The sequence below is a fragment of the Lentzea sp. NPDC036949 genome, from assembly GCF_055608075.1.
This window is the reverse complement of the sequence record NZ_JBVJRA010000005.1, coordinates 321,749-348,724: the sequence shown is the minus strand read 5'-3', so window position 1 is coordinate 348,724 and position 26,976 is coordinate 321,749. Positions and strand designations below refer to the sequence as shown.

Here is a 26,976-nt window from a genome sequence, read left to right as displayed (position 1 = left end):
ACCATAAGCTCAGCGCAACGCCACCGCGAGCTTTTCCAGCTCCCCGACGTCGGCGTCCATCCCGTCGTGCTCGGGCACGGCCAGCGCGATCGGCCTGCGCTGCGCCACCCCGCCCGCCCTGCGCGTCTCCAGGCCGGCCCGCAGCCGTTCGGCCAGCGGCAGGTCCTCCGGCGTCTGCGCGACGTACGGGCTGATCCGCACCAGGCCGTCCCGGCACTCGATCACCCGCCGGTAGTAGCGCCGGTGCACGCCGCGCAACGAGAACGCGTCCCGCCGCGACGGCACCCGGTGCAGCGCGTCCTCCGGGAACGACTGGTGCAGCAGCGTCCACAGCGGACCGAGCCGATGGTAGGCGCGCAGGTGCCGCAACCACAGCCTCGTCGCCGCGAACCGCATCGCCGCGACCGGGTAGAGCACGCCGACCACGCACAGCAGCACCCCGGGCAGCAGGAACCACACGGCCGCGGTCAGCAGCCAGCGGGGGAGCGGCTCGCCGAAGTAGCGGGAGACGTTCGACGACACGAAGATCGCGTCGGCGGGCACCAGCAGCGCGAGGCCGGTCGAGGTGATCAGCAGGCCCCTGCGCAGCCGCGGTTCGGCACCGCGCGCGTACCGGCGGGCCCACCCGAACATCGTCGCGAACCCGTAGAGCAGGTAGCCGTTGCCCAGCGCGTAGAACACCGTGATCGCGAGGACACCGGTCGGCCCGCCGCCCAGCGAGTTCGGCACGCGCGCCGCCGCCACCCGCAGCTCGTCCGGGATCGACAGCACCGCCCACGTCATGACCGCGATGCACCCGGCGAGCGGCACCAGGTGCTGCACCGCCTTCCGGCGCGCACCCTCGTCGTCCAGCGCGGAGAAGAGGAAGAAGCAGATCAGGCAGAACACCCCGACCTGCAGCATCGAGTGCTGGACCAGCTGGCACACCATCGGGTCGAGCCCGAGGAACCACCGCCCGTTCGCCGCCGCCCGCCCGAACGGGTAGCCGACCGCCCAGCCGGCCACCAGACCGGTCACCGAGCGCAGCCGCGGGTCGTGCGGGCGGCGCACCAGCAGGTACAGCACCACGGCGAGCGCGGAGAACGCGACGATGCCCTGCGTCTCCTTCAGGTACTCCACTACAGCCACCCGATCCGGTCGGCGAGCGAGGAGGCCATCCGCCGCGCGGGGCCCTCCGAGCTGCGCGGCGCGACCTGGTCCAGCACCGACGCCCATTCGAGGATGATCGTCGCGACCGTCTCGGCCTCGCGTTCGTGCGCGGAGTCGTAGGAGGTGCGCCGCAGCGCGCGCCGCACCGCCTCCGGTTCGAGGTCCGGGTACAGGCCGGCGAGCAGACCGTCGTCCTGCTCGGAGGTCGTGTGACCGGCCAGCAGGTGCCCGAGCTCGTGCAGGATGATGTGGTTCTGGTGCGCCTTCGACGTCTCCCGCTGGTACAGGATGTAGTCGGCCTGCGCGGTCGCGATCCAGACGCCGAACGGCCCCGGCACCGGGATCGGGTGCGCGAGCAGCCGGATCGGCCTGCCGCGCTGCTCGCCGACGCGGCGGCACAGCTCGGCGACGTCCAGCGGCGGCTGGATGTCGAGCTCGTTCAGCAGCCGGCGGCAGCGCCTGCGCAGCTCTCGTTCGGCCACGGGTCAGCCCTCGCCGCGCTCGGCCTGTTCCTGCCGGTAGACGACGTCCAGCAGCTCCATGACGAGCCGGCGCCGGTCCGGTGACAACGCATCCGCGCGCATGGCCATCAGCTGCGCGTCGCTGGAGGCGGTCAGCTCGTTCAACCTGGACTGCTCCTCCTTGAGCAGCTGCAGCTGCTCGTTGACCCGGTCGGTGACCTCGTCGTCGAAGAAGTAGCTCACCGGCACGCCGAAGAACCCCGCCAGCGCCTGGAGGTGCTTGAAGGTCGGGTTGTCCTTGCGGCCCTTGCGCAGCTGCCAGATGTAGCTCTGCGAGATGGTCACCCCGGTGTCGGCGATCGCCGCCGCGACGTGCTCGTTGCTGTACTCCTGCCCGGACCGCGCGGTGTGAGCGGCGAACAGGTGGTTGAGCTTGTCAGCCAGGGACCGTTCCCCCGCCATTGCCGACTCCTCCCGTTGCGCGCGGTGAGCATTTCCACCCACGGAAAGAGCTGTGCGGGTGACTGGATTTTCACCAGTTGAAAGCCGCCGTGGGCCAACATAGACTCCCACCGTGGGAGTCTCAACCGCGACCGGGGTACCCGCGACCTGGGAGGCAGCAGGTCATGGCGCTCGCTGAACGGCAGGGACCGTTCCACCGGGCGGTGATCGACGTCGTCTACCGCACCATGGGCCGGCTCGCGCGGGCGGACTCGCCGCACGAGGTCGTCGAGCTGCGCGAACAGCTGCGCTCGGCGCTGCCGTGGTGGCGCGGACTGCTGCGGATGCACGAGCCCGACGAGAAGCACCGGTGCAAGTCGTGCCACACCTGGTACGGGCGCCACCGCGCCTGGCCGTGCCCGGTGTGGAGGGACGCGGTGTCGGCGTTGCACCAGCTCAACGACATGTACGGCTTCCTCCCCGCGCCCGGCCCGGCCTCCGCGGCACGGAGACCGGCCGAACGCGTCACCGTGACGGCCAGGCCGCAGCCGGGCACCGCCGACTGACGACCCGGCCGGTCAGCCGATCCGGAAGCTCTGCGCGGCCGAGCCGGTGCACGTCGCCTGCACCAGCTGCACCCCGTCGGCGTTGTTCCCGGCCGGCGCCGACAGGCACTTGCCCGAGTGCCGCGCGACGATCGTCGAGTAGCCGTCGGACCCGGTGGTCACCCGCCACTGCTGGTTGGCGCCGCCGACGTAGTCCCACAGGTGCAGGCCGGCGCCGTCCGCGGTGGACACGTCGCTCACGTCGACCACCTTCGCGGGGTTGTTGCGGTGCTCCAGCCGGGAAAAGCCGTCGGTGGTGGCCACCGCGCGGAAGTTCTGGGCGGTGGTGGAGTTGCAGGTGTACTGCTGCACGACGGTGCCGTTGCCGGTACCGGCGGCGCGGGCGTCGACGCACTTGCCGTTGCCGCGGTTGACGAGGGTCTTCCACTCCGGCTGCGGCTGCCGGGTGCCGCCGCCCAGCCACAGCAGGCTGTCGACCAGGAAGTCGTTCTGCGTGGCGGAGGCGAACGTCGAGGACCTCGGGACGTTGTTGACGTAGTCCATGGCGTTGTGGCCGAAGTTCGCGTAGACCATCTTGAAGTTCTTGTTGGTCCACATGATCGGGTAGTAGCCGCTGCGCCACTGCTGGTTCGGGTCGGTGCCGAGCGGGAAGCTCGACGGGTCGACGCTCGCCAGCACCTGGACGTCCGGGTTGGTGCGCAGGTCGCGCGACCAGCTGTACCACTCGCTGACCGACGACGTGAAGCGCTCCGGCAGGCGCAGGGTCGCCGGGTGGGTGCGGGTCTCGACCTTCAGCACCGCCGTGGTGGGCTCCCAGGTGTTGCTCACGAAGTTGCCCTTGCCCAGGAACGTGTTGTGGTACCAGGACCACTCGTTCGCGTTCTGGGTGAACGCGCTGACGTGGAAGCCGAAGAACCCGCCACCGGCCTCCACGTACCGCTGGAACCCGGCACGGGCCGCGGCACCGGTGGGCGCGTCGTCGAGGAACACCACGACCTGCGCCTGGGCGGGCGTGAGGGTGGCCAGGCGGTTCCAGTCCCGCGTCGCCTCGTAGGTGAAGCCGTTCTCCTGGCCCGCGCGGGTCAGCCACGGGTTCGCCTCGTTGACGAAGGCGACGTGCGCCGCGTCGAACGTGCCGTTGTAGAACGCCAGCACCTTGAACGGGGCGGCCTGGGCCGGTGCCGGGACGGCGACCGGGACGAGTGCCGCGGCGAGCATCGCCAGCAACGCCAGCAGTTTTCGGGCCATGGGGGCACACACTCCATCTCACAGGGGTTGCGCGCCCGAAGATCATCGTAAGGGTGGTCCAGACCTGTTGGGTACCGGGACGTTCACAGAATTCTTCTGCGCCACAACAGGAAGCCGCCGAGGACCGCGAGCCCGCCGACCGCTCCGATCACCGCCGACAGCCCGATCCTCGTTGTGGCGGAAGGAGGTTGTTCGGTGCTCGACGCAACGGGAACGGGCTTCCGTGCCGAAGCGGTCGCGGGTGCTGCCGCGAGCTCGACGTCCGTGCACGAGTAGTAGGTGTCGGGCGTGTCGGTGTTCTGCCAGACCGTGTAGACGACGTGCCGGCCCGTTCGCTTCGGCAGCTGCACCGTGAACCGGTACGCGCCGTTCACCAGCGGAGGAGTGGGCACGGTCAGGAACTGCTCCAGGTCCGCCCACCGCAGCGGCCGGGCCGGGGAGTAGCCGTCGCGGGTGACGTAGAACCGGAACGAGCCCTGGTGCGGGATCGTCGCCCGGTAGGTGAACGCCGTGCTCGTCAGCCGGGTGGCCGGCCAGTCGGCGCGCGGCTGGTCCAGGCCCGCGTACCTCGGCAGCCCGGCGCTGCACAGCTTGCCGTCGGGCACGCGCGCGGTGTCCTGCCCGGCGACGTTCGCCAGCCGGACGTCATCCCACTCCGTGGACGGCAACCCCGCTGCGATGGCGGTCCGGCACGGCGAGGATGATGCTGTCTGCCGGCCCGGTGAGCAGAGAAAAGCCCTGCTCGGTGGGTCGGTGGGCGCGCCATGGGCGTGCGCGGGAACCGCGGAGAGCATCATGAGCAGCGCTGACACGCCCACAAGGCGAAACAATTCGGCACCTCCCTGTCTTCCAGGGGTACGCGTGCCAGACCCGAGTCGTTCACGGAAGATGTAGTGTCATGTCCTTCGCTGATGAGGTGTCCGCGGCCGCAGCCCGGCTCGGTGGAGTCGCTCGCACGACCCCGCTGGAGGTGAACCAGCGGCTGTCCGAGCGCACCGGCGCCCGCGTCTGGTTCAAGCGCGAGGATCTCCAGGTCGGCCGCTCGTACAAGCTGCGCGGCGCCTTCAACCTGCTCTGCCAGACCGAGTTCGCCTTCGGCGGCGCGGTTTGCGCGTCGGCGGGCAACCACGGCCAGGGCATGGCGTACGCGTGCCGCCGCCTGGGCATCGAGGGCCGCGTGCACGTGCCGCGCACCACGCCCCGCCAGAAGCGCGACCGCATCGCCGCCCTCGGCCAGGGCATGGTGCAGCTCATCGTCGACGGCGACACCTACGACGACGCGGCGGCGTTGGCCAAGGAGTACGCCCAGCACACCGGCGCCACCCTCGTGCCGGCGTTCGACGACGCGCGCACGGTCGCGGGCCAGGGCACGGTGGGCCTGGAGATCGTGCAGCAGCTCGGTGGCGCCCCGGACGTGGTCATCGCCCCGGTCGGCGGCGGCGGCCTGCTCTCCGGCGTCGGCACCTGGTTCAAGGAGCGCTTCCCGCGCACCCGCGTCATCGGCGTGGAACCCGCGGGCGCGGCCAGCATGATCGCCGCGATGCAGGCGGGCCACCCGGTCACGCTGCCCGAGGTGGACACGTTCGTCGACGGTGCGGCCGTGCGGCGCGCGGGCGACGTCACGTTCCCGATGGTGCGCGACTCCGGTGCCGAGCTGCTCACCGTCGCCGAGGGCGCGGTCTGCACGGAGATGCTGGAGCTGTACCAGATCGACGGCATCATCGCCGAGCCCGCGGGCGCGCTCGCCTCGGCGGCGCTGCTGGAGGAGATCTCGGTCGCGCCGGACGCGACGGTCGTCTGCCTGCTCTCCGGCGGCAACAACGACGTGTCGCGCTACGCCGAGATCGTCGAGCGGTCGATGATCCACCGCGGCCTCAAGCACTGGTTCCTGGTGGAGTTCCCGCAGGAGCCGGGCGCGCTGCGGCGGTTCCTCGACGACGTGCTCGGCAAGGACGACGACATCGTGCAGTTCGAGTACGTGAAGCGGGACAACCGGGAGACCGGTGCCGCGCTCGTGTGCATCGAGTTGGGCCGGCGTGAGGACTACGATCTGCTGTGGGGGCGGATGAAGGAGTCCCCGCTCAAGATCCAGCACGTGGAGCCGGGGTCGACCGCGTACCGCTTCCTGATCTGAGAACGGAAACCCCGGGCCGCGCCGGTGCGCGACCCGGAGCTCCCTGACCGGGTGTCACGTCCTGGGGGTGCAGAGCTTCCACGCGAAGTGGTACGTCGTCTCGATCGACCCGTCGGTCGAGTCCATCGCGATGAAGCTGGTGGTCTTCTTCGGGTCGGACGTGCCCGCGCTGACCCGCAGCTCCGTGTTGATGTTGAAGTTCCGCTTCTCACCGCACGGGTGGTAGACGATCGCGGCCACGTCGGTCGTGTCGGTCGCCTGCCAGTCGTCGCTGAACGGGCCCTTGTAGTTGTGCTGCCTGTACTCGGTCTGCGACATGCCCTGGAAGTAGTAGTTGGCCCGCTCCAGGGCGGTGGCGCCGCGTTCGAGGTGCGCGAACCCGCGGTAGTCGGTCGAGGAGATGCCGTAGGTGAAGCCGGACGGCACGTTGACGCGCAGGTTGAGCTGGCAGTTCTTGCGGAAGTCGGTCGGCAGGGCCTGCGGGCCGACCTGGGCCATGAACTCGCTGTAGGTGACGGTGAAGGCCTTGTTGTCGGGGGACACGGCGACGGCGGCCGTGCCGGCCCGGCAGCCCGACCCGTTGATGGTCACGACGTCGATGGTGATGTGGTCCGGCGGAGGCGTGGTGCCGGGTGCGCCTCCCGGCGGGATGATGATGGTCGACGTCGCGAGCACGGCCGCGGCCACTGCGTTGAGCATGGGGCACCTTTCCGACTGGAGTCCGACAAAGACCGGCGGCGGCGGTGGACGCAGCTGTCAGCAGCGCTTCCAGGAGAACTGGTACTTGGTGCTGACGCTGCTGTCGGTGGAATCCATCGTCATGAAGCTGTTCGCCTTCGACGCGGTTCCCGCGTTCACGCGCAGTTCGGTGTTGATGTTGAGGTGCCGGACCTCACCGCAGGGCGCGTAAATGATTTCCGCCACCTGCGCACGGTCGGTCGCCTGCCAGTTGTCGCTCTTCGGGCCGGTGAACGTGTGGGTGCGGCTGGCGGTCTGGGACATGCCCTGGAAGTAGTAGTTCCCCTTCTCCGTCCCGGTGGCTCCCGCCTGCAGGTGGGCGAAGCCGCGGTAGTCGGCCTGGGCGATGCCGAACGTGAAGCCCTGCGGGTAGGTGACGCGCAGGTTGAGCTGGCAGTTCTTGCGGAAGTCGGTGGGCGCGGAGCCCTGCCCCGCCTGCGCGAGGTACTGGCTGTAGGTCACCGTGAACGCCGTGCGGTCGTCGGCGGAGGCGACGGCGGCGGTACCGGCGGGGCAGCCGGAACCGTTCACGGTGACCACGTCGATCGTGACGAAGTCGGGGACGTCGGGAACCGCCTGGGCGGCGGGCGCGGCAACGACGACCGCGGACAGCGCGAGGGCGGCAGCCGCCAGCGTTTTCAGCATGGCCAGCCTTTCTTTCCTGGGGTGCGGAACCGGCGGCGGAATGGGAACCGATCGCGTTTCCGGATGATTTCGGGGTGTGCGCGAACCATGCTCGCCGACCGCGGGCGGAATTGACCTGACGGTTGTCTGACGATCGCCGCGGCTGCTCTGAACGAGCGAAAGCCGCCTCGCCGGAGCAGCGCGGCGGCCCACGCCGGAGTGATCTGGCGCTCATCCCGGCATCAGGCGGTCCCGCCGCACGTTGACAACGGTGACGTCCGACGACTCGACGAGGAGTGCCTGATGGCTCCGGACCAGCTGACCGTCTACTCCACCTCGTGGTGCGGGTACTGCCGCATCCTGAAGAGCTCGCTCGACCGCGAGGGCATCGAGTACGCGGAGATCAACATCGAGGAGACGCCCGGCGCGGCCGACTTCGTGATGAGCGTGAACGGCGGCAACCGCACGGTGCCCACCGTCCACTTCCCGAACGGCACGGCGCTCACGAACCCGTCGCTGGCACAGGTGAAGGAACAGCTCGCGAGCTAGTCCCCTTCCGGGGCTGAGCAGACGCCTGGGCAGCAACGGCGGGCGAGGCTTCTGGCCAGGTGCTCAGTCCTCGTACAGGAACGCCGTGGTCGACTGGCCGTCCAGCGACTCGCGCAGGATGTCCGCGTGGCCCGCGTGCTGCGCGGTCTCCCTGATCAGGTGCAGCACGATCCGGCGGATCGACATCGGCCGCGGGTCCGGGTCCCAGGGCGCGGACGGCAACGGCACCGGGTGGTCGAGCGAAGCGGTGCGCACGGCCTCGTCGGTCGCGCGCACCGCTTCGTCGTAAGACGTGAGCAGCGCGTCGAAGTCGCCGCCCGTCCAGGTGTACTGGTCGAAGTCCAGCATCCCGGGCGGGGGCAGGGGCTGCTCGGTGAGGATGTGCGTCCAGCCGCGCTCACACCGGGTGAGGTGCTTGAGCAACCCACCCAGCGTGAGCTCGCTGGCGGTCGTGCGCTTCGCGGCCTCCGCAGCGGTCAGACCCCGCACGGTGACGCGGAAGGTCTTGCGTTGGTCGTTCAGCTCGTGCAGCAGTTCGTCCAGCTCCATGGTCATGAAGTGAAGCTGACAGCGAACCAGGACAGCTCAAGTCCTAGCAGTACAGGTTGCCGCCCGGCGTCACACCGATGATGCCGGTGATCGACTGGTACTTCGAGACGCGGCTCTGCACCTGCGCCGGGTTGCGGCCGTCGCACTCCAGTGACCCGTTGATGCTGCGGATCGTCTGACCGAAGCCGGCGCTGTTGACCATCGCGTCGTGCGGGGTCATGGTGCCGGGGCCGCGCTGCGTCATCCAGTACCAGATCGCCGTCCGCCACGCGGTCGTGGAGTTCTGCGCCACCTGGTACGGGTTCTGCAGCAGGTTCAGGCCGAGGTAGTCGCCCGCGGCCTTGTAGTTGAAGTTCCACGACAGCTGGATCGGACCGCGGCCGTAGTAGGCGTAGGTACCGGCCGGGCAGCCGTAGGGCTGGCTCTCGTCGCAGAGGTCGTTGTTCTTGTTGATCTCTTCGATGTAGACCAGGCCACCGGTCTCGTGCGACGCGTTCGCGAGGAACGCCGCGACCTCCTGCTTCTTCACCGTGTCACTGCCGGTCGTGGCGAACGCGGGGATGGTGCGGGCCGCGTCGACGAAACCCTGGTAGGTGTAGAAGCTGTTGCGGCCGGGGAACATCTGGTTGAACTGGGCCTCGGTGACGGGGAAGCCACCGGGGTTGCCGCCGCCACCGCAGTTGTGCGGCTCCCAGAACCACGTGGAGACCGTCGGGTCGTAGCCGGGGTTGTCGTGCTCGGCGATGTAGTAGGAACCGTTGTAGCGCACGATGTTGCCGGTGTAGTACTGCCGGCCGGCCACCCAGTCGGTCGCACTGCTGCAGGTGGTGCCGCCGCCACCGCCGCCGCCACCGTCACAGCCCGTCGGCTCCCAGTACCAGGTGGAGACCGTCGGGCTGTAGCCCGGGTTGTCGTGCTCGGCGACGTAGTAGTTGCCTTCGAACCTCACGATCGAGCCGGTGGTGTACCACTTGCCCTGGACCCAGTCCGTGAAGGTGCAGGCCTGCGCGGACACTTCTGCCTGAGAGGACGCGGTCGGCGCGATGACGGCGAGGGAAGCCGCCACCACACCCGCCGCGAGAGACGCCAAGATGCGTTTTTTCAGCAAGGTCACCCACCTCTGGAGTCTTTGCGCATCCGAGGGATCAAGGATGTGAACAGTGCTGCTGAGACTGACATCAATGGTCCAGACCAGTCAAGGGTCTAGACCTCTTCTGCCCTCAGCAGTACAGGTTCGAACCCGGCGTGACGCCGATGATCCCGGTGAACGAGCGGTACTTCGAGACGCGGCTCTCGACGGTTCCCGGGTTGCGGCCGTCGCACTCCAGCGACCCGTTGATGCTGCGGATGGTCTGACCGAAACCGCGCGAGTTGACCATGGCGTTGTGCGGGGTCATCGTGCCGGGACCGCTCTGCGTCATCCAGTACCAGATCGCGGTCTTCCACGACGTGGTGGCGTTGGTGGCGACCTGGTCGGGGTTGTTCAGCAGGTTGATGCCCAGGTAGTCGCCCGCGGCCTTGTAGTTGAAGTTCCACGACAGCTGGATGGGGCCGCGGCCGTAGTACGCCCTGGTGCCCGCCGGACAACCGTAGGGCTTGGTCTCGTCGCAGTAGTTACCGCTCTGGTTGATCTCGCGGATGTACACGAGCCCGCCGGTCTCGTGCGACACGTTCGCGAGGAACGCCGCGAGCTCCTGCTTCTTGACCGTGTCACTGCCCTGGTTCGCGAACGAGCCGAACGCGCCCATCGCGTTCCGCAGGCCGCTGTAGGTGTAGAAACCGTTGCGGGACGGGAACATCCGGTTGAACTGCGCCTCGCTGACGATGAACGGCGCCGCCGTCGCCGGCTGCACGAGCGTGAAGACGCCCAGCAGCGCGACGAGCAGGGCGGCGGCGCGTGTGGAGAACATGCGGACCAACTCCTCCGAGCATCTGCGCGCCCACTGTGTTACCGCTCTCACGGTGGCAGGCAGGCACTCCGAGCACAAGAGGTGGTCTATACCTTTTGGGCCTGATCCGTCAGGAGCCGGACCCGTAGGGCCGGGTGATGATCTCCAGGGTGTGGCCGTCCGGATCGCTCCAGTAGACGCCCCGGCCGCCGTCGTTGCGGTTGATCTCGCCGGGGCGGCTGCGGAACGGGTCGGCCCAGTGCTCGAGCCCCTGCTCCCGGATGCGGCCGAAGACCTCGTCGAACTCGTCCTCGGTCACGAGGAACGCGTAGTGCTGCTCGGCGATCGGGCCGGGCGCGGTCACGTAGTCGAGCGAGACGCCGTTCGCGACCTCGACGACGAGGAACGGGCCGAAGCGCACGGGGGCGGGCAGGCCCAGCAGGTCGGTGAGGAAGCGGGCGGAGCGCTCCTGGTCGGTGGCGTGGACGATGGTGTGGTTGAGCTGTACGGGCATGCCTCCTGCTTACCCCGGTGCCGGGGAGTTGTCAGCGACCGTGTCGGTGGAAGCGGTTCGCCGGCTGCGCACCGGCTGACAAAACACGACAGAAGCTGCCGGGGTGGCGGTGATCGGGCAATACTGACTGACCATGCGGACACTGGTTGTAGCCGGGCTGTTGCTGGGTCTGACAGTTCCTGCGCAGGCGGCACCGGCGCAGGAGGACCCGTCGTCATTGGTGAACCCCTTCGTGGGGACGCAGAACTTCGGCAACACGTTCCCCGGAGCGTCGGTGCCCTTCGGAATGGTGCAGGTCAGCCCGGACACAGGAGGTCAGGGCGGCTACGACTACAAGGCCACGTCGATCTACGGCTTCTCCCAGACGCACCTCTCGGGCGTGGGGTGCGGCGTCATGGGCGAGCTGCCGGTGATGCCGACGGTCGGGTCCGTTGACAACGTTGACATCAACGCCTACAAGTCCGAGTTCAGCCATTCGGACGAGCAAGCGCAGCCCGGCTACTACCGCGTCGGGCTGTCCCGGTACGGCGTGAACGCCGAGGTCACGGCGACCCAGCGGACCGGCTGGCAGAGGTACACCTTCCCGTCCAACGGCGCCGCGAACGTCCTGTTCAACACCGGCAAGTCCAACCAGACCGTGCTCGACTCCGAGATCCACGTCGTCGGCGACCGGACCATCGAGGGCCGTGTGCGCAACGGGCGGTTCTGCGCGGGCAAGGACGAGCACACCGTGTACTTCACGGCGACGTTCGACCGGCCGTTCGCGTCCTTCGGCTCGTGGCGGGGGAACGTGCCCACGCCGGGGTCGCGGGACGCGGCCGGCACGGGTGGCAACGGCGCGTGGGTCACGTTCGACGCCACGGCCGACCGCGACGTCGTGCTGAAGGTCGGCCTGTCCTACACCGGGCTGGAGGGCGCGCGGAAGAACCTCGCCGCCGAGGCGCCCGCGTTCGACTTCGACGCCGCGGTGGCCGCGGCGAAGGCGGTGTGGAGGAAGCAGCTCGACGCCGTGCGGATCACCGGCGGCACGCGCGAGCGGCAGGTCGCGTTCTACACGGCGCTCTACCACTCCGTGCTGCACCCGAACGTCGCCGGAGACGTCGACGGGAGGTACACCGGGTTCGACGGGAAGGTGCGCACCGCCGAGGGCTACACGCCGTACCAGAACTTCTCGCTGTGGGACACCTACCGGCCGCAGAACCAGCTGCTGCAGGTCCTCGAACCACGGGTGGCCAGGGACGTGGCGCTGTCCGTCGTGGCCGGCGGGCGCGACGGCGGGTGGTTGCCGCGGTGGGCGCTGGCCTCCTCCGAGACCAACATCATGACCGGTGACCCCGTCACGCCGTTCCTGGTCGAGGCGTGGGAGAAGGGGCTGCTGAAGGGCTTCGAGGAGGAGACCTACCAGCTGCTGCGCAAGAACGCGCTGACGTTGCCGCCGGCCGACTCGCCCTACAACGGGCGTTCAGGCGTCGAGCACTACAACGAGCGCGGCTACATCCCGTCCGGTTTGAAGCTCGGCACGGACTGCGCGCACAAGGGCGGCGACAACGACTGCGTGCACCCGGCCTCGGCCACGCTGGAGTACTCGGCGGCGGACGCGTCGCTGGCGTTGATGGCGAAGGGGCTCGGCCACCGCTCGGACGCGCGGCTGTTCGCCGACCGCGGCCAGTGGTACCGCAACCTGTGGGACGCCTCGACCGGCCACTTCCGGCCGCGCACCGCCGCCGGCACCTGGCTGTCGCCGTACAACCCGGTCGACGCCGCGCACCAGTTCCACGAGGGCGGCGCCTACCAGTACCAGTGGCTGGTGCCGCAGGACCCGGCCGGGCTGATCTCGCTGATGGGCGGGCGCAGGGAGGCCGAGAAGCGGCTCGACGCGTTCTTCGCCTACGACAAGCTGCTCGTCGACCCGGCGGGCACGGCACGGCAGGACTGGATCACCGAGCCGTACGACTACTACGGCAAGCCGACCTACAACCCGAACAACGAGCCCGACCTGCTGGCGCCGTACGTGTACCTGTGGACGGGCACGCCGTCGAAGGCGGCGACCGTCGTGCGGGCCGCGATGACGTTGTTCACCACCGGCCCGGACGGCATGACCGGCAACGACGACCTGGGCACGATGTCGGCCTGGTACGTGTTCTCGTCGCTGGGCCTGTACCCGACGTTCAGCGGCTCCGGCTTCCTGGCCCTGTCGTCACCGCAGTTCCCGTCCGCGACCGTCCGGATCGGACAGCACGGCTCCCAGGGCGGCACGCTGACGGTGACCGCGCCCGGTGTCTCCGACTCGGTGCGGTACGTGAAGTCGGCGTCGTTCAACGGCCGCGACGTGCGCAAGACGTGGGTCGACTGGTCCACGGTGCAGCGCGGCGGGAAGCTGTCCTACGAGGTGTCGGCGAAACCGTCGTCGTGGGGCACGAGCCGCGGTGACGAGCCGCCGTCGCTCAACGACGGCAAGGTGGACTCGCGGCGGTCGCTGAACGCCTCGCTGCGCGGCACCGAGGTCGTCATGCCCACCTCCGAGTCGGCGCAGTCGCTGACGCTGCAGCTCGACGTGCTGGCGCAGTCACCGTCGGCCACGACGGTGCGGCCGGAGGTGACCGCGCCCGCGGGCTGGGCGGTGACCGGCGCACGGCCGTTCGCGATCGTCTCGCGCGGCCTGCCGACGCAGAAGACGGTGCCGCTGACGGTCTCCGTGCCCGCGGGCACGCCGGTGGGCACCTACGAGGTGGCGGTGAAGGTCGAGGCGGTGCAGCTCAAGGCCACCGTGGAGGTCAAGCAGGCCGCGCTGTGCGCGTTCTCGGCGTGCTCGGTGGACATCGCACCGGAGCGCAACCACGACGGCACCGCGTCCGTCACCGCGTCCTCGTCGGGCAACTTCGACGGCGGCGGCTGGAGCTACGACGAGGCGCTGCTGCCGCCCGCCGGACCCGTGACCTGGGGCGGCATCACCTACCAGGCACCGGACCCGACGGGCACTGCGGCGAACTTCGTCGAGGCCCGCGGCCAGGGCCTGCTGCTGCCGTCCGGTCAGTTCTCGTGGCTGCACGTCGTCGGCTCCTCGCACAACGGGCCGGTGTCGGCGGGCTTCACCGTCTGGTACACCGACGGCACCTCCGCCGAGGTCGCCGCCACCGTGCCGGACTGGGCCGGCGGTGGGCTCGCAGTGCTGGAGATGCCGCACCGGATCAAGGCGGGTCAGGGCGTGGACGGGCCGCCGGTGCGGTTGTTCGGGCAGTCGCTGCGGCTGGACCCGGCCAAGACCGTGCGGTCGGTGACGCTGCCGGACGACCCGCGGGTGGAGCTGTACGCGCTCACGCTCGCCTGAGGATGATGGGACCGTGGAGCTGCTGAACGACAACCCGCGGTCCAGCGTGTGGGCTGACGGCGACCGGATCGTCAAACGCGTCATCGGCGATCCGGCCGCCTTCACCCGCGAGGTCACCGCGCTGCGGCTGGCCGCGCACACCGGCGTGGTGCCGCGCGTCCTCGACGTCGACGAGGCCGCACAGACCGTGGTGCTCGAACGGTTGCAGTCCGACCCGCCGCGGGAGGACTGGGTGGTCGACTACGCGCGGGCGTTGGCCCGCCTGCACATGTCCACCGGTCCGCGGCACGCCGGTCTGCTGCCACGCCAGCGGGTACCGGACCCGGAGCCGTTCCTGCGGCTGGTCCACGCACTCGGAGTCGAGACCGGTGGCGCCGAGGACGAGCTGGTGTTCACCGACACCGGCGGGTTCGACCTGCTGCACGGCGATCCCTGTCCCGGCAACGACCTGTACACCGACCGGGGCGCACGGTTCGTGGACCTCGAAGGAGCGGCGCTCGGCGACGGCCTCAGCGAGCTCGTCTACCTCCGCATCGGCTTTCCGACGTGCGCGCTCGTCAGCGAGACACCGGCACCGTTGCGGGAGGCAGCCGAACAGGCCTACTTCGCCGAACGCGGGTTCACCGCGCCGTTGGAGGACGCGTGCGTGCGCTGGCTGGTGCAGGGGGACGCTCTCGTGCGGCGGCTGCACCGCGACGGCACCGACCACCTCGCCAGGGTGGTGGAGGAGGACTGGGCGTGGACGACCACGACCGCGCGTGACCGGTTGATGTTCCGCACGCGGGTGGTGGCGGCGTTCACCGAGACGCACCCGAAGACGAGCGCGCTCGCACGGCGGCTGCACGAGCGGATGTGCGAGATCTGGCCGGAGCACAGCATTCCAGCCGTGCGCACGCACGTCTCATGACCAGGCGGACAACGACAGCCGCGAGGTGAACGAGCGCTCGTCGCCCGAGACCGGGTCTGTGAAGGACAGCGTGCGGGCCAGCAGCTGCAACGGCGAGGAGAAGTCGTCGAGCGGGCGTTCCCGCAGCACCGGGTAGAAGTCGTCGTTCAGGATCGGCACGCCGAGACCGGACATGTGCAGCCGCAGCTGGTGCGTGCGCCCGGTCAGCGGCCGCAACCGGTAGCGCCCCAGCGCACCGCGCTGCTCCACCAGCGACACGTGCGTCTCCGCGTTCGGCTCGCCGGGCTCCTCGAACGCGGTGATGATGCCGCGCTCCTTGACGATCCGCGACCGCACCACGCACGGCAGCTCCAGGTCGGGCCGCACCGGCGCGACCGCCTCGTACTCCTTGCGCACCACCCGGTCGCGGAACATCGTCTGGTACCGGCCGCGCAGCTCCCGGCGGGCCACGAACAGCACGAGCCCGGCCGTGACGCGGTCCAGGCGGTGCGCGGGGGAGAGGTCGGGCAGGCCCAGCTCGTCGCGCAGCCTCACCAGCGCCGTCTGCATGATGTGCTGACCGCGCGGGATCGTGGCGAGGAAGTGCGGTTTGTCGGCGACCACGATGTCGTCGTCCCGGTGCACGACACCGATGGAGAACGGCACCGGCACCTCGACCGGCAGGTCGCGGTGGAACCAGATGTAGCTGTCCGGCACGAACGGCGCGTCGACGCCCAGCGGGCCCGTGACACCCCAGATCCGCTCCTCGCGCAGCATCTCCTCGATGCGCTCGGGAGCCACCCGCGGCAGGCGCTCGACCAGGTGCGCGCGCAACGACGGCCACGTGCCGTCCGGCGGCAGCTTCAGGCGCGCCGCGTCCAGGCCGTTGCGCTGGGGGAGTGGGGAGGAGGGTTTGCGTCTCATCGCACCCGCCAGTCTAAACGTTCGGAAAAACCGAACGACATCGCTCGAAAACTTGAGCTGTACCGAAGACACCTGGTCAACGAGGCTGTGCCCATGGCGGTGTTCCTGGTCCTCGGTTCGGTCATCTCCCTGCAGTTCGGCGCGGCGTTCGCAAGTCAGCTCTTCGGCCAGATCGGCGCGCCGGGGGCCACGGCGCTGCGGCTGGGCATCGCGGCGTTGCTGCTGGCGGTGGTGGTGCGGCCGAAGTTCCGCCAGGAGACGCTCGTGCTCGGCATGACCATGGCCGGCATGAACGGCACGTTCTACCTCGCGCTCGAACGCATCCCGCTCGGCGTCGCGGTCACGATCGAGTTCCTCGGGCCGCTGGGGCTCGCGGCCGTCCTGAGCCGCAGGCCCAGGGACTTCGTGTGGGTCGGGCTCGCGTTCGCCGGGGTCGTGGTGCTGGGGCTGCGCGAGCACAGCGGTGCCGGCCTCGACCTGGTCGGCGTCGTGCTGGCGCTGGTCGCCGCTGCTTTCTGGGCCTGCTACGTCCTCGCCGGCCGCACCATCGCCACGCTGGGCCTCGGCACCGGCGGGCTCGCGGGCGCGAGTGCCGTCGCGGCGGCGCTGACCCTGCCGTACGGGCTGTCGACGGCGGGCACGGCGTTGTTCGAGCCGCGGATCTTGCTGCTGGGCACGCTCGTGGCGGTGCTGGCCTCCGCGATCCCCTACACGCTGGAGATCAGGGCGCTGAAGACGTTGCAGGCCAGCACGTTCGGCGTGGTGCTCGCGCTGGAACCGGCGGCGGCCGCGCTCGCCGGCGCGGTGCTGCTCGGCCAGCACCTGGACCTGGTCTCGCTGTGCGCCGTCGGGCTCGTCATCACCGCGGGGGTCGGAGCGGCGCTGTGGACAGCGCCAGCGCCTCCCGGAACGCCCGCACCGCGGGATGCTGACCTCGCCCTGCCCGTGCCGCGGTGAACAGCAGCCGCGACTGCGGCACCGGCAGCTCGTGCAGGTCCACGGTGACGTCGCGGTCGTACCAGACCAGGTCCGGCAGCAGCGCGACCGCGAGTCCCCGTTCCACGAACCGCAGCTTCACCAGCACGTCGGTCGAGGAGAACCGCACGTCCGGCTCGTAACCGTTGTGACGGCACCAGTTCACGCCGAAGACCCGCTGCGGCATCCCGGTCGGCTCCATGATCCACGGGAACGCGGCGACCTCGGCGGCGGGCAGTCCACGCGGGACCGCGAGCCGGATCGGGTCCCGGCACACCTCCCGGTACTCCAGGCCGGAGAACCTCGCCTCCGGCTGGTCCGGCCACTCCTCCACGAACACCAGGTCGAAGTCCCTGGCGTTCAAGGCGGACAGCGCTTCCGCCGGGTCGAGCACCTGGAACTCGACCCGCAGCGCCGGGTGCTCGTCGCGCATCCGCGCCAGGGTCGCCGGGATCAGCGCGAGCGCCGCGGTCTGGAACGTCGCGACCCGCAGCGTGCCGGTCACCTCGTGCAGCGACGCGGCGACCTCGGACTCGGCCTGCTCCAGCCGGGTGAGGACCTCCTCGGTGTGCCGCACCAGGATCTCCGCCTGCGGGGTCAGGCGCACCCGGCGGCCGACCGGCTCCAGCAACGGCACGCCGACCTCGTTCTCCAGCAACGACAACTGCTGCGAGACCGAGGACGGGCTGTAGTTCAGCGCCTGCGCGACCGCCGCGAGCGTTCCCCTTCTGGAGAGCTCGCGCAGCAGCCGCAGCCGGTGGAGGTCGAACATCCGATCATTATCGGCTACGCTGCCGCTACCGCCCCCTGAGAAAACGTGCTGTCCTCAGCACGTCTTGAGGAGGAATCGGTATGTCCACACGACTCCGCACCGTCGCGGGGATCGCAGCGGCAACCGGTCTGCTCGTGGCGGGTTCGCCCGCGCAGGCCCAGGTGGAAACCGGTCCGTGGACCGGTTACTCACCATCGTTCACCGTCCAGGAACGCGGCTGCGGCACGGTCGACGACCTGACGTTCCGGCTGACCTGCTCCACCGCGAGCGGAGACCAGCGCGCAGAGCGCCGGTACGCCACCTACTCCGGCGGCACGCGGCAGTTCGAGGGGAGCTTCCGGATCACCAGTCTCGGCGGCACCCGCGTCAGTCTCAAGCAGACGTTCCGGGAAGGGCCCACCGCGGGACCGTTCTGGATGCTCGCCGTGGAACGCGGCGGCCGGCTCTACGCCGTGCACGGAGGCGACACCATCGCGACCGGCGCGACCGTGGGCACGACCGTGCGGGTGAACACCGTGCACAACACGGCCACCGAGCACCGCACGTACATCAACGGCTCGCGCAAGCACACCTATGCGAGCTCGGGTACGAGCTTCTACGACAAGTTCGGCGCTTATCGGACCTCCAGCGGCCAAGGACCTGCCACGGTCGTCTGGAGCAACATCCGGTTCTGGCGCAAGTGACCCGACGGCACACGTGGTTGGCGGTCCTGCTGCTCCTGGCTGCCTGTGGCCAGGAGCAGCAGGCCCCCGCGCTGACGTCCGAGCTGACCTCGCCGGTCGACGTGACGCTGCACTGGCGTCCGGAGGCGGGGGCGGCCGGGCAGGTCGTCGAGTACGCGAACGCGGCCGACGGCGAGTACGCGGTGCTGGAGTTCGCGCCGCCGGGCAAGAACACCTACGAGCACCCGGACCTGATCCCGGAGACGCAGTTCTACTACCGGGTCCGGCCGTTCACCGGACCGGCCACGGACACCGTGGACGTCGCGCTGCCACCGGGGGAGGAGGTGCCGGAGACCGATGGCCACGAGTGGGCGGAACCGCGCAGGACCGGCGGGGGCACGCACCCGGTGTCGTCACCGGAGGCGGCGCCGGGCGTGCTGAAGGCGGAGGTCAAGCACGCGAACGGAATCCTGTTCACGTGGGAGGACCACGCGTCCGACGAGGAGGGGTACCTGATCGAGCTCAGGCCCGCGGGTGCGGCGGACTACCGCGTCGCGGCGCAGCTCGACCCGGACGTCACCTCGTTCGGGCTGATCACACTCCCAGACGAGAAAAACGCGACGTATCGGGTGCGGGCGTTCCGATTCGGGGTCGCGTCGAACCTGACGCACCAGAAGACGGGAAGGGCCTGAACGCCTGCCGGGCGCTCCACGCGCTCGCGGCGAGCAGCACGGTCGCGAGCGCGTAGGGCCAGGTCGCGCTCTCGGTGACGGCGAGGCCGACGTTCACCGCGGCCAGCAGGGCGAAGATGCCGCTCAGCAGCCACCACGTGAGCTGATCTTCATGTCTCAGACCGGTCATGTCGAAGCGGCTACCCGTTCTCGCCGTCCTTCACACCCTCTTCCTCCTCTTTCTTCTCGCCGCGCCGGCGCATGAACCCGAAACCGGGGATGCCGAGGATGGCCTGGCGGACGTCGCTCGTGACCTCCAGCAGCTGGTGCACCTCCGGTCCGACCCGGTCGAGCGTGGCCAGGATCGGCAAGATGTCGCTGGTCAGGTGCTCGGTGAGGGCGGGCAGCTCGTCGACCAGCCTGATCGCGGCCTCGATCTCCTGCGGCGACAGCTCGTCGACGAACCGCTTCGCGAGCGGCTGGGCCTGCTTCGCGATCGGCTCGTAGATGTGGATCAGCTCGTCGGCGGTGTCCGCCGTCCTCCCGGCCGTCGCGACGACGCCACCCGCGCGCTCTGCGACGTCCGCGGCGCTCGCGGTGATCGCGCGCACCTGGTCGACCGCCTTCTCCGCGTCGGCTATGACGTTGCCGGTGCGCTCCACCAGGCCGTCCGCCCGCGCGACGACGGCGTCGACCGCGTCGATCGTGCCGTTGACCTTGCGGACGAGCTGTTCCACCTCGCCGATCAGGTCGAGCACGCGGCCGGGGACCGCGGCCACCGCGGTCGTCGTCGTGACGGCGGTGCCCAGCACCTGCCTGGCCAGTCCCATGCCGGGGATCTCCATGGGTCCACTGTATTCAGGAGAGCGCTCCGCGGCAGGGCGTCCGCCGTGTGTCCGCGTTGATCCGTTCGGTCTGCCGCGCTGAGCGGTTCGGTCCAGTGCCATTCGGAATCCGGAATTGTCAGACCCCGTCATTACCGTTGTCCATGTCGGCCGTGTGGCTGATCGGGCGATCCGGGAACCGAGCACCGTCCGAAGCTGTCAGAGCAGGGGGTTAGCATCCCCGGCGGGCGAGGGAGGGTGCGCGATGGCTTGGTGGCACCGGATCAGACGGATCATCTCCGGTGGAGGGCGGGAGTCGGCGAGCTTCGTCGCGGCACTGCTCGGCGTGCTGGTGCTCGCGGGCGCCGCGCTCGGGCAGGGCATCTCGCGCACCTCGGTGGACGTCTCCGACGGTCTCACCTGGCTGGGCGACGACCAGCGCGGTGAGGTCGTGCAGGTCAACCCGGTGTCGGGCAAGCCGCAGACCCGCCTGCAGATCAGCGGGCCGGACTCGCAGCTGGAGATCGCCCAGGAGGACGGGCGCCTGATCGTGCTGGACCGGCGCACGGGCGAGATCACCGTCATCGACCTCGCGACGCTGCTCGCCTCCGGGCGCAGGCAGGCCCCGCCGGGAGCGACGAGCAAGGTGCTGGTGGCGAACGGGCTGGTGTTCGTCGTCGACCGCGCGGCGGGCACCGTGCACACCGCCGACCCGCTGACGCTGGACGACGTCGGCCAGACGTGGCAGGCGGGGCAGCCGCTCGCGGACGCCGTGGTGGACGAGCGCGGCGTGCTGTGGGTCGTGGACCACGGCGGCACCCTGCGCGCGCTCGACTGGTCGGTGGACGAGGAGAAGTTCGAGGAGCGGTCGCACCGCCAGGTCACCGGTGCCGGGCCGCGCACCGTGCTCGTGCCGCACGACCAGGGCGTGACGCTGCTCGGCCTGGACGGCGGCGTCGTGGTGCGCGACGGCACCGGCGAGGACGTCTCCGCCTCGACCGGCCGACTGGACGCCGAGGTGATCGCCGCGCAGCTCGCGCCGCTCGACCTCGTGCCCGCCTCGGTCCCGTCGTCGTCGGTCGTCGTGCTGGTCGTGGGCCGCGACGTGCTGCGCGTCGACGTCGGCTCGCTGGGCTGCCCGAAGCCCGGCCGTCCCGCGGTGTTCCGCGACAAGGTCTACGTGCCCTGCAAGGGGTCCGGCAAGGTCATCGTGCTCGACCGCGGCGGCAAGCGCGGCGGTGACGACGTGCGCACCGCTGGCGGGTCCGACCCGGAGCTGGTGTTCGACGACGGCCGGCTGTTCGTGAACGTGCCGGGCTCTTCGACCGGTGTGCTGGTCGACGCCGACGGCGCGACCCGCTCGCTGACGATCCGCTCGCCCGAGCTGCCGGTGAAGGACCCGGACCGCTCGCCGCCGCCGTCGGTGCCGCCGCCCCCGCCGCCGAACCCGAACGAGCCGACGAAGCCGCCGCGCAACCCCGGCGGCACCCCGGACGGCAGCGGCCCGACGACCGAGGTGTCGCCGCCGCCGGTGACCACCACGACGCCCTCCGCGGGTGGTGCCGCTCCCGGTGCGCCCGCCGGTGTGTCCGTGCGGGAGAAGTCGCGCAGCTCCTCGGCGCTCGTCGTGACGGTGAGCTGGACCGCGCCGGCGTCGGCCGAGCCGATCGCGGGCTACACGGTGTCGGGCTCCGGCTCGTTCACCGGCGGCTCGAAGTCGGCCCAGGTGGCGGGCACGACGGCCGAGCTGTCGCTGCCGTGCGCGGGTTCGACGTTCTGCACGAACGGCAGGCTGGACGTGACGGTGCGCGCGTCGACGGCGACCGCCGCCGGTGCCGCGGGCATGGCCGCGTTCACGGTGACGCCGCCGAACACCCCGCCCCCGCCTCCACCGCCCACCACGACGACGACCACGCCCCCTCCGCCGCCACCGCCTCCGCCGCCGGTCGTGACGACGACAACGACCACGCCTCCTCCGCCTCCGCCGCCCCCGCCGCCGCCGTCGTTGCCGAGCGCGGGTGCCACGGTCATCACCGGGCTCACCGGTGCGCGGACGATCCCGACGCGCCGCGTGACCATGGCCCCGCCCGCGGACTGGGCGAGCCACAACGGGCGCTGCGAGGTCGTGAACGTGACGTACGGCTTCGCGGTCGGCATCCCGTGCAACGCCACGTCGGCGACGATCGACGTGGACGAGGGCAGCAACCGGATCGTCGTGCGCGCCTACGCGGCCTCCGGCGGCGGCCAGGTCGACTCGGCCGCGCGGACCACGCTGTTCACCTACGACGAGTGCGCCGGCAAGCCGTCGTGCATCCCGCGCATGGCACCGGCCGGCGTGGAGACGGCCCCGATGGGCGCCGGTGGCCTGGGCCTGCTCGCGGCGGCGTTCCTGCTGCGGATCAAGCCGCGAAGGGAAGAGGAACAGTGATCGACACGGGCGAGGTCTCGGCCTTCCGCGACCTGCACACCCGCCTCGGTGACGCGGTCGAGGCCGCGGTGCGCGGCAAGCGGGACGTGGTCGACCTGGTGCTGGTGGCCATGTTCGCGGGCGGTCACGTGCTGCTGGAGGACGTGCCGGGCACCGGCAAGACGACGCTGGCGCGCGCCGTGGCGGGCGCGCTGGGCGGGGTGTCGCGGCGCGTGCAGTTCACGCCGGACCTGCTGCCCTCCGACGTGACCGGCACGTCGGTCTACGACCCGCAGACCGGCCAGATCCGCTTCCGCCCCGGCCCGGTGTTCGCGAACATCGTGCTGGCCGACGAGATCAACCGCGCCGCGGCCAAGACCCAGTCGGCGCTGCTCGAGGTGATGGAGGAGCGGACCGTCACGATCGACGGCGTCGGCCACACCGTGCCCGACCCGTTCCTCGTGGTGGCCACGCAGAACCCGATCGACCTCGACGGCACCTACCGCCTGCCAGAGGCCCAGCTCGACCGCTTCATGCTGCGCACCTCCATCGGCTACCCCTCGGTCGCCGACGAGCTGGACGTGCTGCGCCCCGGCAGCGGCGCCGGCCGCATCACCGACGTCCGCACCGTGACCTCACCGCGCGAGGTGAGCGCGTTCAGCGGCCGCCTGCAGCTGCTGCACGTGGCCGACCCGATCCTGCAGTACATCTCGGCCCTGGGCACCGGCACCCGCTCCGACGACCGCCTGCGCCTCGGCACGTCCACCCGCGGCCTGCGCACCCTGGTGCGCTGCGCCCAGGTGTACGCGGCCTCGAAGGGCCGGCACTTCGTGGTGCCGCAGGACGTCCAGGACATCGCGGACCCGGTGCTGGCACACCGCCTGGTGCTGACGAGGGAGAGCGTGCTGGCGGGCGTGACGACGTCCGAGGTGCTGGCCGACGTGCTGTCCCGCGTGCCGGTCCCCAAGCCCGCGACGCAATGAGACCGCCCGCACCCCGCGCCGCGCTCACCCGCGCGGCGCGGCGACGCTCTCCGTCGGTCACGGCTCACCTCGCCCTGGTCCGGTTCGCCGGACCAGGTGCTGTCTCGGACCGCGCACCGCACGGACTCCGCCTTGCCGGACTGCGCTCCAGCGGGCTTCGCCCCTGCGGGCTTCGCACCACTGACCTCCGCCGCACCGGGCTTCGTCCCGCCGGGCTTCGGCTTGCGGGGCTTCGTCCCGCCGGGCTTCGTCCCGCCGGGCTTCGTCCCGCCGGGCTTCGTCCCGCCGGGCTTCGTCCCGCCGGGCTTCGTCCCGCCGGGCTTCGCCCCGCCGGGCTCCGGCTTGCCGGGCTCCGGCTTGCCGGGCTTCGGCTTGCCGGGCTCCGCCGCACCGGGCTCCGTCCCGCTGGGCTCCACCCCACCGGACTCCACCCCACCGGACTCCACCCCGCCGGGCTCCGCCCCACCGGCCTCCGTCCCACCGCCTCCCAAACGGTGGCGCGCAACTCCCACCCCCCGTCATCGCCCGCATCCCGCCCCGCCCGGCGGTGGGCGGCGTGAAGGCGCTCCGGCTCACCCTGCGCGGTACCGGCGTGCTGGTCCTCGGCCTCGCCATGACCGGCGTGGGCCTGTGGTGGCGGTACGCGGGCATGACCGGGTTCGGCCTGGCGCTGACGGCGCTGGTCGTGGCCTCGACGGTGTCTGTGCTGGTCGCCAGCCCGCTGACGACGGCCCGCACGGTCCGGCCGCGCACCGTGCCGCGGCTCGCGCGGTGCAGTGGGCGGCTGGAGCTGTCGACGACCGGGCGGTGGCCGGTCGCGCTCGACGCCGTGGATCTGGTTGCGGGGGAGCCGATGGCGGTCGACGTGCCGTTGTTGAAGCCCGGTGTCACCGAGGCGGTGGACTACGCGATCCCGACGCAGCGGCGCGGTGTGTTCGACGTGGGGCCGTTGACGTTGCGGCGCAAGGGGGTGGCGGGGCTCGCGCAGGCGCGGACCGTGCTCGGTGAGGTCGTGCAGGTGCGGGTCGTGCCGCGGGTGCTGCCCGTGCGCGGGTTGCCGTCCGGGGCCCGGCGGGGGCAGGTCGGCGCGGACGAACGGGTCGAGCGCGGCGGCACGGACCTGGTCGGGCTGCGGGAGTACGTGCCCGGTGACGACCTGCGGCGGCTGCACTGGGCCACGTCGGCGCGCACCGGCACGTTGATGATCCGCGAGGACGCCGATCCGGCCCGGCCGCACCTCGCCGTGCTGCTCGACGACAGCTCCGCCGCCTACGGCGACCCGGCGCTGTTCGAGGAGGCGGTGGAGGTCGCGGCCTCGCTCGTCACCTCGGCGCTGGAGCAGGGGCACCCGGTGCGGCTCATGACCACCTCCGGCAGCGCGGACCTGGAGGAGGCGCAGGACTCGGCGCCGCTCCTCGCGACGCTGGCCGACCTGGAGCTGACCGCGCTCGACGGCGCGCTGACCGTGCCCGTGCGCGACCTCGACGTGGTGGCGGTGGTCAGCGGGCACACCAGTCCCGCGCTCGTGCTGGAGGCCGGGCGGGCCGCGTTCGGCACCGTGCTCGTGGTCGGCGAGGAGAAACCCGCTGGTGCCGCCGGGTCGGTGCTCGTCGTCAGCGGGCCCAAGGCCGAAGACCTGGTCGGCCAGTGGAACGCGGTGGTGGCGCGATGAGGTACGGGTGGGTCGCCGCCGTCCTGCTGGTCGCCGCGGTGCAGCTGGCCCAGGCCTGGGACGGCGCGGTCGTCTACTTCGGACTCGCCGCCGCGCTGGGGTTCCTCGCGGTTCCGCTGCGGCGCCTCGTTCCCGCCGGGCTGGCGGGGATCGCGCTGATGACCGTGGCGATGGCCGGCGGCTACTTCGCGGCCCGCGGTGCGGTGCCCGGCCGCGACCCGACGCACGTGCTGCTCGACACCGTGCCGCGGCTGCTCACCGCCGCGCGTCCCGCACCGGCCACGCCGGAGCTGCTGGTGCCGGGGCTGCTGCTGGTGTTCGGCGTGTCCGTCGCGACCGTCCTGTCGATCGGCAGGCAGCGCACGGCGTTGTTCGTGCCCGCGCTCGGTGCCGCCGTCCTCTACGTGTCCGCCGCGCTGCTCACCGCGGGCAAGGCCGACCGCTACGGCATCACCGCGCTCGTCCTCGTCGTGCTGCTGGCGCTGGGCTGGCTGGTCATCGACCGGCGCGGCCCCGTCGTGCCGCCCGCGGTGCTCGCCACGGTGCTGGCCGCGCTCACGCTGTTGACGATCGTGCTGCCCACCAACGGTTTCGAGCCGCGCAAGCTCGTCACGCCACCCATCACGAACGTCGCGATCTCCAACCCGATGCCGCGGCTCGCCGCGTGGGCGGCGCAGGGCGACGCGGAGCTGTTCCGGATGCGCGGCCCCGAGGTGCCGGTCCGCCTGGTGACCCTGAGCCGGTTCTCCGGCGCTTCCTGGGAAGCGGCCTCCACCTACGGGCCGCTCGGCGTGGTCGACGCCCCGGACCTCCCGACCGGCGGCAAGTTCCAGGACACGAGCGTCGACCTGACGATCACCGGCCTCGACGGCGAGTGGTTGCCGGGCATCGGAAAACCGCGGTCCGTGTCGCTCAGCAACGCCATGGTCGACCCCGACACCGGCTCGCTGGTGGTGGCCGACGGCCTGCGCACCGGCCTCAGCTACACCGTCCGCGGCATCCTCGACACCCCCGCGGACACCGACCTGGCCGAGGCGGCCGTCCCCGGCGACACCCGCTACACCGCCGTGCCGCGGCTGCCGTTCACCCTCGCCGAGTACGCGCGGCAGGCCACTCAGAACGCGCGCACCCCGTACGAGAAGGCCGTTGCGCTGGAACAGGTCGTGCGCCTCAATCGCCGCCCCGACGCCGAGGCACCGGTCGGGTCCTCCTACGCCCGCCTGGAGACGTTCCTCTTCGGCAACCCCGGCGAGGCCGGGGCCGGAGCGGGCACCGCGGAGCAGTTCGCCTCCGCCTACGCCGTCCTGGCCCGCGCCGTCGGCCTCCCGACCCGTGTGGTCGTGGGCTTCCAGCCGGTGCCGGAGCAGTCCGGCGAACGCATCGTGCGCGCCGCCGACGCCACCGCCTGGCCAGAGGTCTACTTCACCGGCTGGGGCTGGGTGGCGTTCGACCCGGTGTCCGGCAACGGCAGCGGCCCCAGCGCCGCCTCCAAGCGCGAGGTCCTCAACCGCCTCGCCTCCAGCACCGCCAAGCCGCCCCCGACCTCGCTCGCGTCGGTGCCGCCGCTCGTTCAGCCGTCCGCCGTCGGTCAGGAGAACGTCGCCGCACCCGAGCTCCGGCAGGGCTTCCCGTTCTGGGCGCTCACCCCGGTGGTGCTGCTGCTGGCGCTGTACGCCGCCCGTACCACCCGCCGCGTCCGCCTGCGCGCGGCCGGCCCGGTGGGCGCGTGGAACGCGGTGCTGGACTCGTTGCTGCTGGCCGGTCTGCGCCCGCACCCGAGCCGCACCGCACCCGACGTGGGCCGCGAGTGGGGCGAGGCGGGCGCGCGGCTGGCCACGATGGTCGACGAGGCGGCGTTCGCACCGCGACCCGCCCGCGCCGAGCACGGCTGGCGGCTCGCGCGGCAGGTGGAGAAAGCGGTGCGGCGCAAGGCTTCCTGGTGGCGCCGGCTGCTGTGGGCGGTCGACCCGCGCCCGCTGTTCCGCCGCCGCTGAAGCCCAGGCCACGTGC

At 71.2% G+C, this 26,976-nt stretch carries 26 protein-coding genes; 12 read left to right on the top strand and 14 right to left on the bottom strand.

Annotated elements, in window-relative coordinates; translation table 11 throughout:
- Nucleotides 1–9 precede the first annotated feature (9 nt).
- The 3 genes from ACZ7CD_RS17150 to ACZ7CD_RS17140 are packed head-to-tail and all read right to left on the bottom strand — an operon-like array spanning nt 10 to nt 2,072.
- Nucleotides 10–1,119, bottom strand: coding sequence for an MAB_1171c family putative transporter (locus ACZ7CD_RS17150; protein WP_360398661.1), 1,110 nt, complete (start codon nt 1,117–1,119; stop codon nt 10–12).
- Nucleotides 1,119–1,631, bottom strand: coding sequence for a hypothetical protein (locus ACZ7CD_RS17145; RefSeq protein WP_360398659.1), 513 nt, complete (start codon nt 1,629–1,631; stop codon nt 1,119–1,121). Before ACZ7CD_RS17145 ends, ACZ7CD_RS17150 begins: the two co-directional genes overlap by 1 nt.
- 3 nt (nt 1,632–1,634) lie before the next feature.
- A complete protein-coding gene (locus ACZ7CD_RS17140; RefSeq protein WP_360398657.1) occupies nt 1,635–2,072 on the bottom strand; it encodes a helix-turn-helix domain-containing protein in 438 nt (145 codons plus the stop codon).
- Between the two features lie 164 nt (nt 2,073–2,236).
- Between ACZ7CD_RS17140 and ACZ7CD_RS17135 the strand changes: the two genes are divergently transcribed.
- Nucleotides 2,237–2,617 carry a hypothetical protein gene (locus tag ACZ7CD_RS17135; protein ID WP_360398655.1) on the top strand — a complete coding sequence of 127 codons (381 nt, stop codon included), beginning with the start codon at nt 2,237–2,239 and terminating at the stop codon, nt 2,615–2,617.
- 12 nt (nt 2,618–2,629) lie between these two features.
- On the opposite strand, the gene ACZ7CD_RS17130 is transcribed toward ACZ7CD_RS17135, so the two are convergent.
- Both ACZ7CD_RS17130 and ACZ7CD_RS17125 read right to left on the bottom strand, forming a co-directional pair.
- Complete coding sequence (locus ACZ7CD_RS17130; RefSeq protein WP_470379210.1) at nt 2,630–3,865, bottom strand: ThuA domain-containing protein; 1,236 nt, start codon at nt 3,863–3,865, stop codon at nt 2,630–2,632.
- An 83-nt stretch (nt 3,866–3,948) separates the two neighbouring features.
- Nucleotides 3,949–4,659, bottom strand: a complete 711-nt coding sequence (locus ACZ7CD_RS17125; protein WP_470379289.1) for a lytic polysaccharide monooxygenase auxiliary activity family 9 protein — start codon at nt 4,657–4,659, stop codon at nt 3,949–3,951.
- 104 nt (nt 4,660–4,763) lie between these two features.
- Between ACZ7CD_RS17125 and ilvA the strand changes: the two genes are divergently transcribed.
- Nucleotides 4,764–5,999 carry a threonine ammonia-lyase IlvA gene (gene ilvA / locus ACZ7CD_RS17120; RefSeq protein WP_360398651.1) on the top strand — a complete coding sequence of 412 codons (1,236 nt, stop codon included), beginning with the start codon at nt 4,764–4,766 and terminating at the stop codon, nt 5,997–5,999.
- A gap of 54 nt (nt 6,000–6,053) precedes the next feature.
- Here ilvA and ACZ7CD_RS17115 read toward each other — a convergent pair whose 3' ends face one another.
- Entirely contained in the window at nt 6,054–6,698 is a 645-nt protein-coding gene (locus ACZ7CD_RS17115) for a DUF4360 domain-containing protein (protein WP_360398649.1), read from the bottom strand.
- A 57-nt stretch (nt 6,699–6,755) separates the two neighbouring features.
- Entirely contained in the window at nt 6,756–7,382 is a 627-nt protein-coding gene (locus tag ACZ7CD_RS17110) for a DUF4360 domain-containing protein (protein ID WP_360398647.1), read from the bottom strand.
- 282 nt (nt 7,383–7,664) lie between these two features.
- On the opposite strand from ACZ7CD_RS17110, the gene ACZ7CD_RS17105 reads away from it, so the two are divergent.
- A complete protein-coding gene (locus ACZ7CD_RS17105; protein WP_360398645.1) occupies nt 7,665–7,910 on the top strand; it encodes a mycoredoxin in 246 nt (81 codons plus the stop codon).
- Between the two features lie 63 nt (nt 7,911–7,973).
- Here ACZ7CD_RS17105 and ACZ7CD_RS17100 read toward each other — a convergent pair whose 3' ends face one another.
- The 4 genes from ACZ7CD_RS17100 to ACZ7CD_RS17085 all read right to left on the bottom strand — a co-directional run bounded on the left by ACZ7CD_RS17100 (nt 7,974) and on the right by ACZ7CD_RS17085 (nt 10,862).
- The gene (locus ACZ7CD_RS17100; RefSeq protein WP_470368660.1) at nt 7,974–8,465 is read right to left on the bottom strand and encodes a DinB family protein; all 492 of its coding nucleotides are present in this window, start codon (nt 8,463–8,465) and stop codon (nt 7,974–7,976) included.
- 37 nt (nt 8,466–8,502) lie between these two features.
- A complete protein-coding gene (locus ACZ7CD_RS17095; protein ID WP_470379288.1) occupies nt 8,503–9,504 on the bottom strand; it encodes a glycoside hydrolase family 19 protein in 1,002 nt (333 codons plus the stop codon).
- 175 nt (nt 9,505–9,679) lie between these two features.
- Nucleotides 9,680–10,369, bottom strand: coding sequence for a chitinase (locus tag ACZ7CD_RS17090; protein WP_470379209.1), 690 nt, complete (start codon nt 10,367–10,369; stop codon nt 9,680–9,682).
- A 109-nt stretch (nt 10,370–10,478) separates the two neighbouring features.
- Nucleotides 10,479–10,862, bottom strand: a complete 384-nt coding sequence (locus ACZ7CD_RS17085) for a VOC family protein (RefSeq protein WP_360398637.1) — start codon at nt 10,860–10,862, stop codon at nt 10,479–10,481.
- 133 nt (nt 10,863–10,995) lie between these two features.
- Here ACZ7CD_RS17085 and ACZ7CD_RS17080 point away from each other — a divergent pair, with 133 nt between their 5' ends.
- Nucleotides 10,996–14,190, top strand: a complete 3,195-nt coding sequence (locus ACZ7CD_RS17080) for a GH92 family glycosyl hydrolase (RefSeq protein ID WP_470379208.1) — start codon at nt 10,996–10,998, stop codon at nt 14,188–14,190.
- 13 nt (nt 14,191–14,203) lie between these two features.
- Complete coding sequence (locus ACZ7CD_RS17075; RefSeq protein WP_470379207.1) at nt 14,204–15,097, top strand: phosphotransferase family protein; 894 nt, start codon at nt 14,204–14,206, stop codon at nt 15,095–15,097.
- Here ACZ7CD_RS17075 and ACZ7CD_RS17070 read toward each other — a convergent pair.
- A complete protein-coding gene (locus ACZ7CD_RS17070; RefSeq protein WP_470379206.1) occupies nt 15,092–16,000 on the bottom strand; it encodes an RluA family pseudouridine synthase in 909 nt (302 codons plus the stop codon). The genes ACZ7CD_RS17075 and ACZ7CD_RS17070 overlap by 6 nt on opposite strands.
- A 93-nt stretch (nt 16,001–16,093) precedes the next feature.
- On the opposite strand from ACZ7CD_RS17070, the gene ACZ7CD_RS17065 reads away from it, so the two are divergent.
- A complete protein-coding gene (locus ACZ7CD_RS17065) occupies nt 16,094–16,957 on the top strand; it encodes an EamA family transporter (protein ID WP_470368657.1) in 864 nt (287 codons plus the stop codon).
- Here the strand turns inward: ACZ7CD_RS17065 and ACZ7CD_RS17060 are convergent.
- Complete coding sequence (locus ACZ7CD_RS17060; RefSeq protein ID WP_470379205.1) at nt 16,860–17,747, bottom strand: LysR family transcriptional regulator; 888 nt, start codon at nt 17,745–17,747, stop codon at nt 16,860–16,862. The two genes, ACZ7CD_RS17065 and ACZ7CD_RS17060, sit on opposite strands and share 98 nt — an antisense overlap.
- 80 nt (nt 17,748–17,827) lie before the next feature.
- Between ACZ7CD_RS17060 and ACZ7CD_RS17055 the strand changes: the two genes are divergently transcribed.
- Nucleotides 17,828–18,430 carry a polysaccharide lyase family protein gene (locus tag ACZ7CD_RS17055; protein ID WP_360398625.1) on the top strand — a complete coding sequence of 201 codons (603 nt, stop codon included), beginning with the start codon at nt 17,828–17,830 and terminating at the stop codon, nt 18,428–18,430.
- Nucleotides 18,427–19,101, top strand: a complete 675-nt coding sequence (locus ACZ7CD_RS17050) for a fibronectin type III domain-containing protein (protein WP_470379204.1) — start codon at nt 18,427–18,429, stop codon at nt 19,099–19,101. Before ACZ7CD_RS17055 ends, ACZ7CD_RS17050 begins: the two co-directional genes overlap by 4 nt.
- 179 nt (nt 19,102–19,280) lie before the next feature.
- Here the strand turns inward: ACZ7CD_RS17050 and ACZ7CD_RS17045 are convergent, their stop codons facing one another.
- The gene (locus ACZ7CD_RS17045) at nt 19,281–19,925 is read right to left on the bottom strand and encodes a hypothetical protein (protein WP_360398621.1); all 645 of its coding nucleotides are present in this window, start codon (nt 19,923–19,925) and stop codon (nt 19,281–19,283) included.
- A 244-nt stretch (nt 19,926–20,169) separates the two neighbouring features.
- On the opposite strand from ACZ7CD_RS17045, the gene ACZ7CD_RS17040 reads away from it, so the two are divergent.
- From ACZ7CD_RS17040 to ACZ7CD_RS17025, 4 genes are all read left to right on the top strand, one after another.
- A complete protein-coding gene (locus ACZ7CD_RS17040; RefSeq protein ID WP_470379203.1) occupies nt 20,170–22,332 on the top strand; it encodes an NHL repeat-containing protein in 2,163 nt (720 codons plus the stop codon).
- Entirely contained in the window at nt 22,329–23,294 is a 966-nt protein-coding gene (locus tag ACZ7CD_RS17035; protein ID WP_458433413.1) for an AAA family ATPase, read from the top strand. The genes ACZ7CD_RS17040 and ACZ7CD_RS17035 overlap by 4 nt, the downstream gene beginning before the upstream one ends.
- 556 nt (nt 23,295–23,850) lie before the next feature.
- The gene (locus ACZ7CD_RS17030; protein WP_458433412.1) at nt 23,851–24,966 is read left to right on the top strand and encodes a DUF58 domain-containing protein; all 1,116 of its coding nucleotides are present in this window, start codon (nt 23,851–23,853) and stop codon (nt 24,964–24,966) included.
- Nucleotides 24,963–26,960 (top strand): transglutaminase TgpA family protein, encoded by a 1,998-nt coding sequence (locus ACZ7CD_RS17025; RefSeq protein WP_470379202.1) that lies wholly within the window; start codon nt 24,963–24,965, stop codon nt 26,958–26,960. Before ACZ7CD_RS17030 ends, ACZ7CD_RS17025 begins: the two co-directional genes overlap by 4 nt.
- The last annotated feature ends 16 nt before the right edge of the window (nt 26,961–26,976 follow it).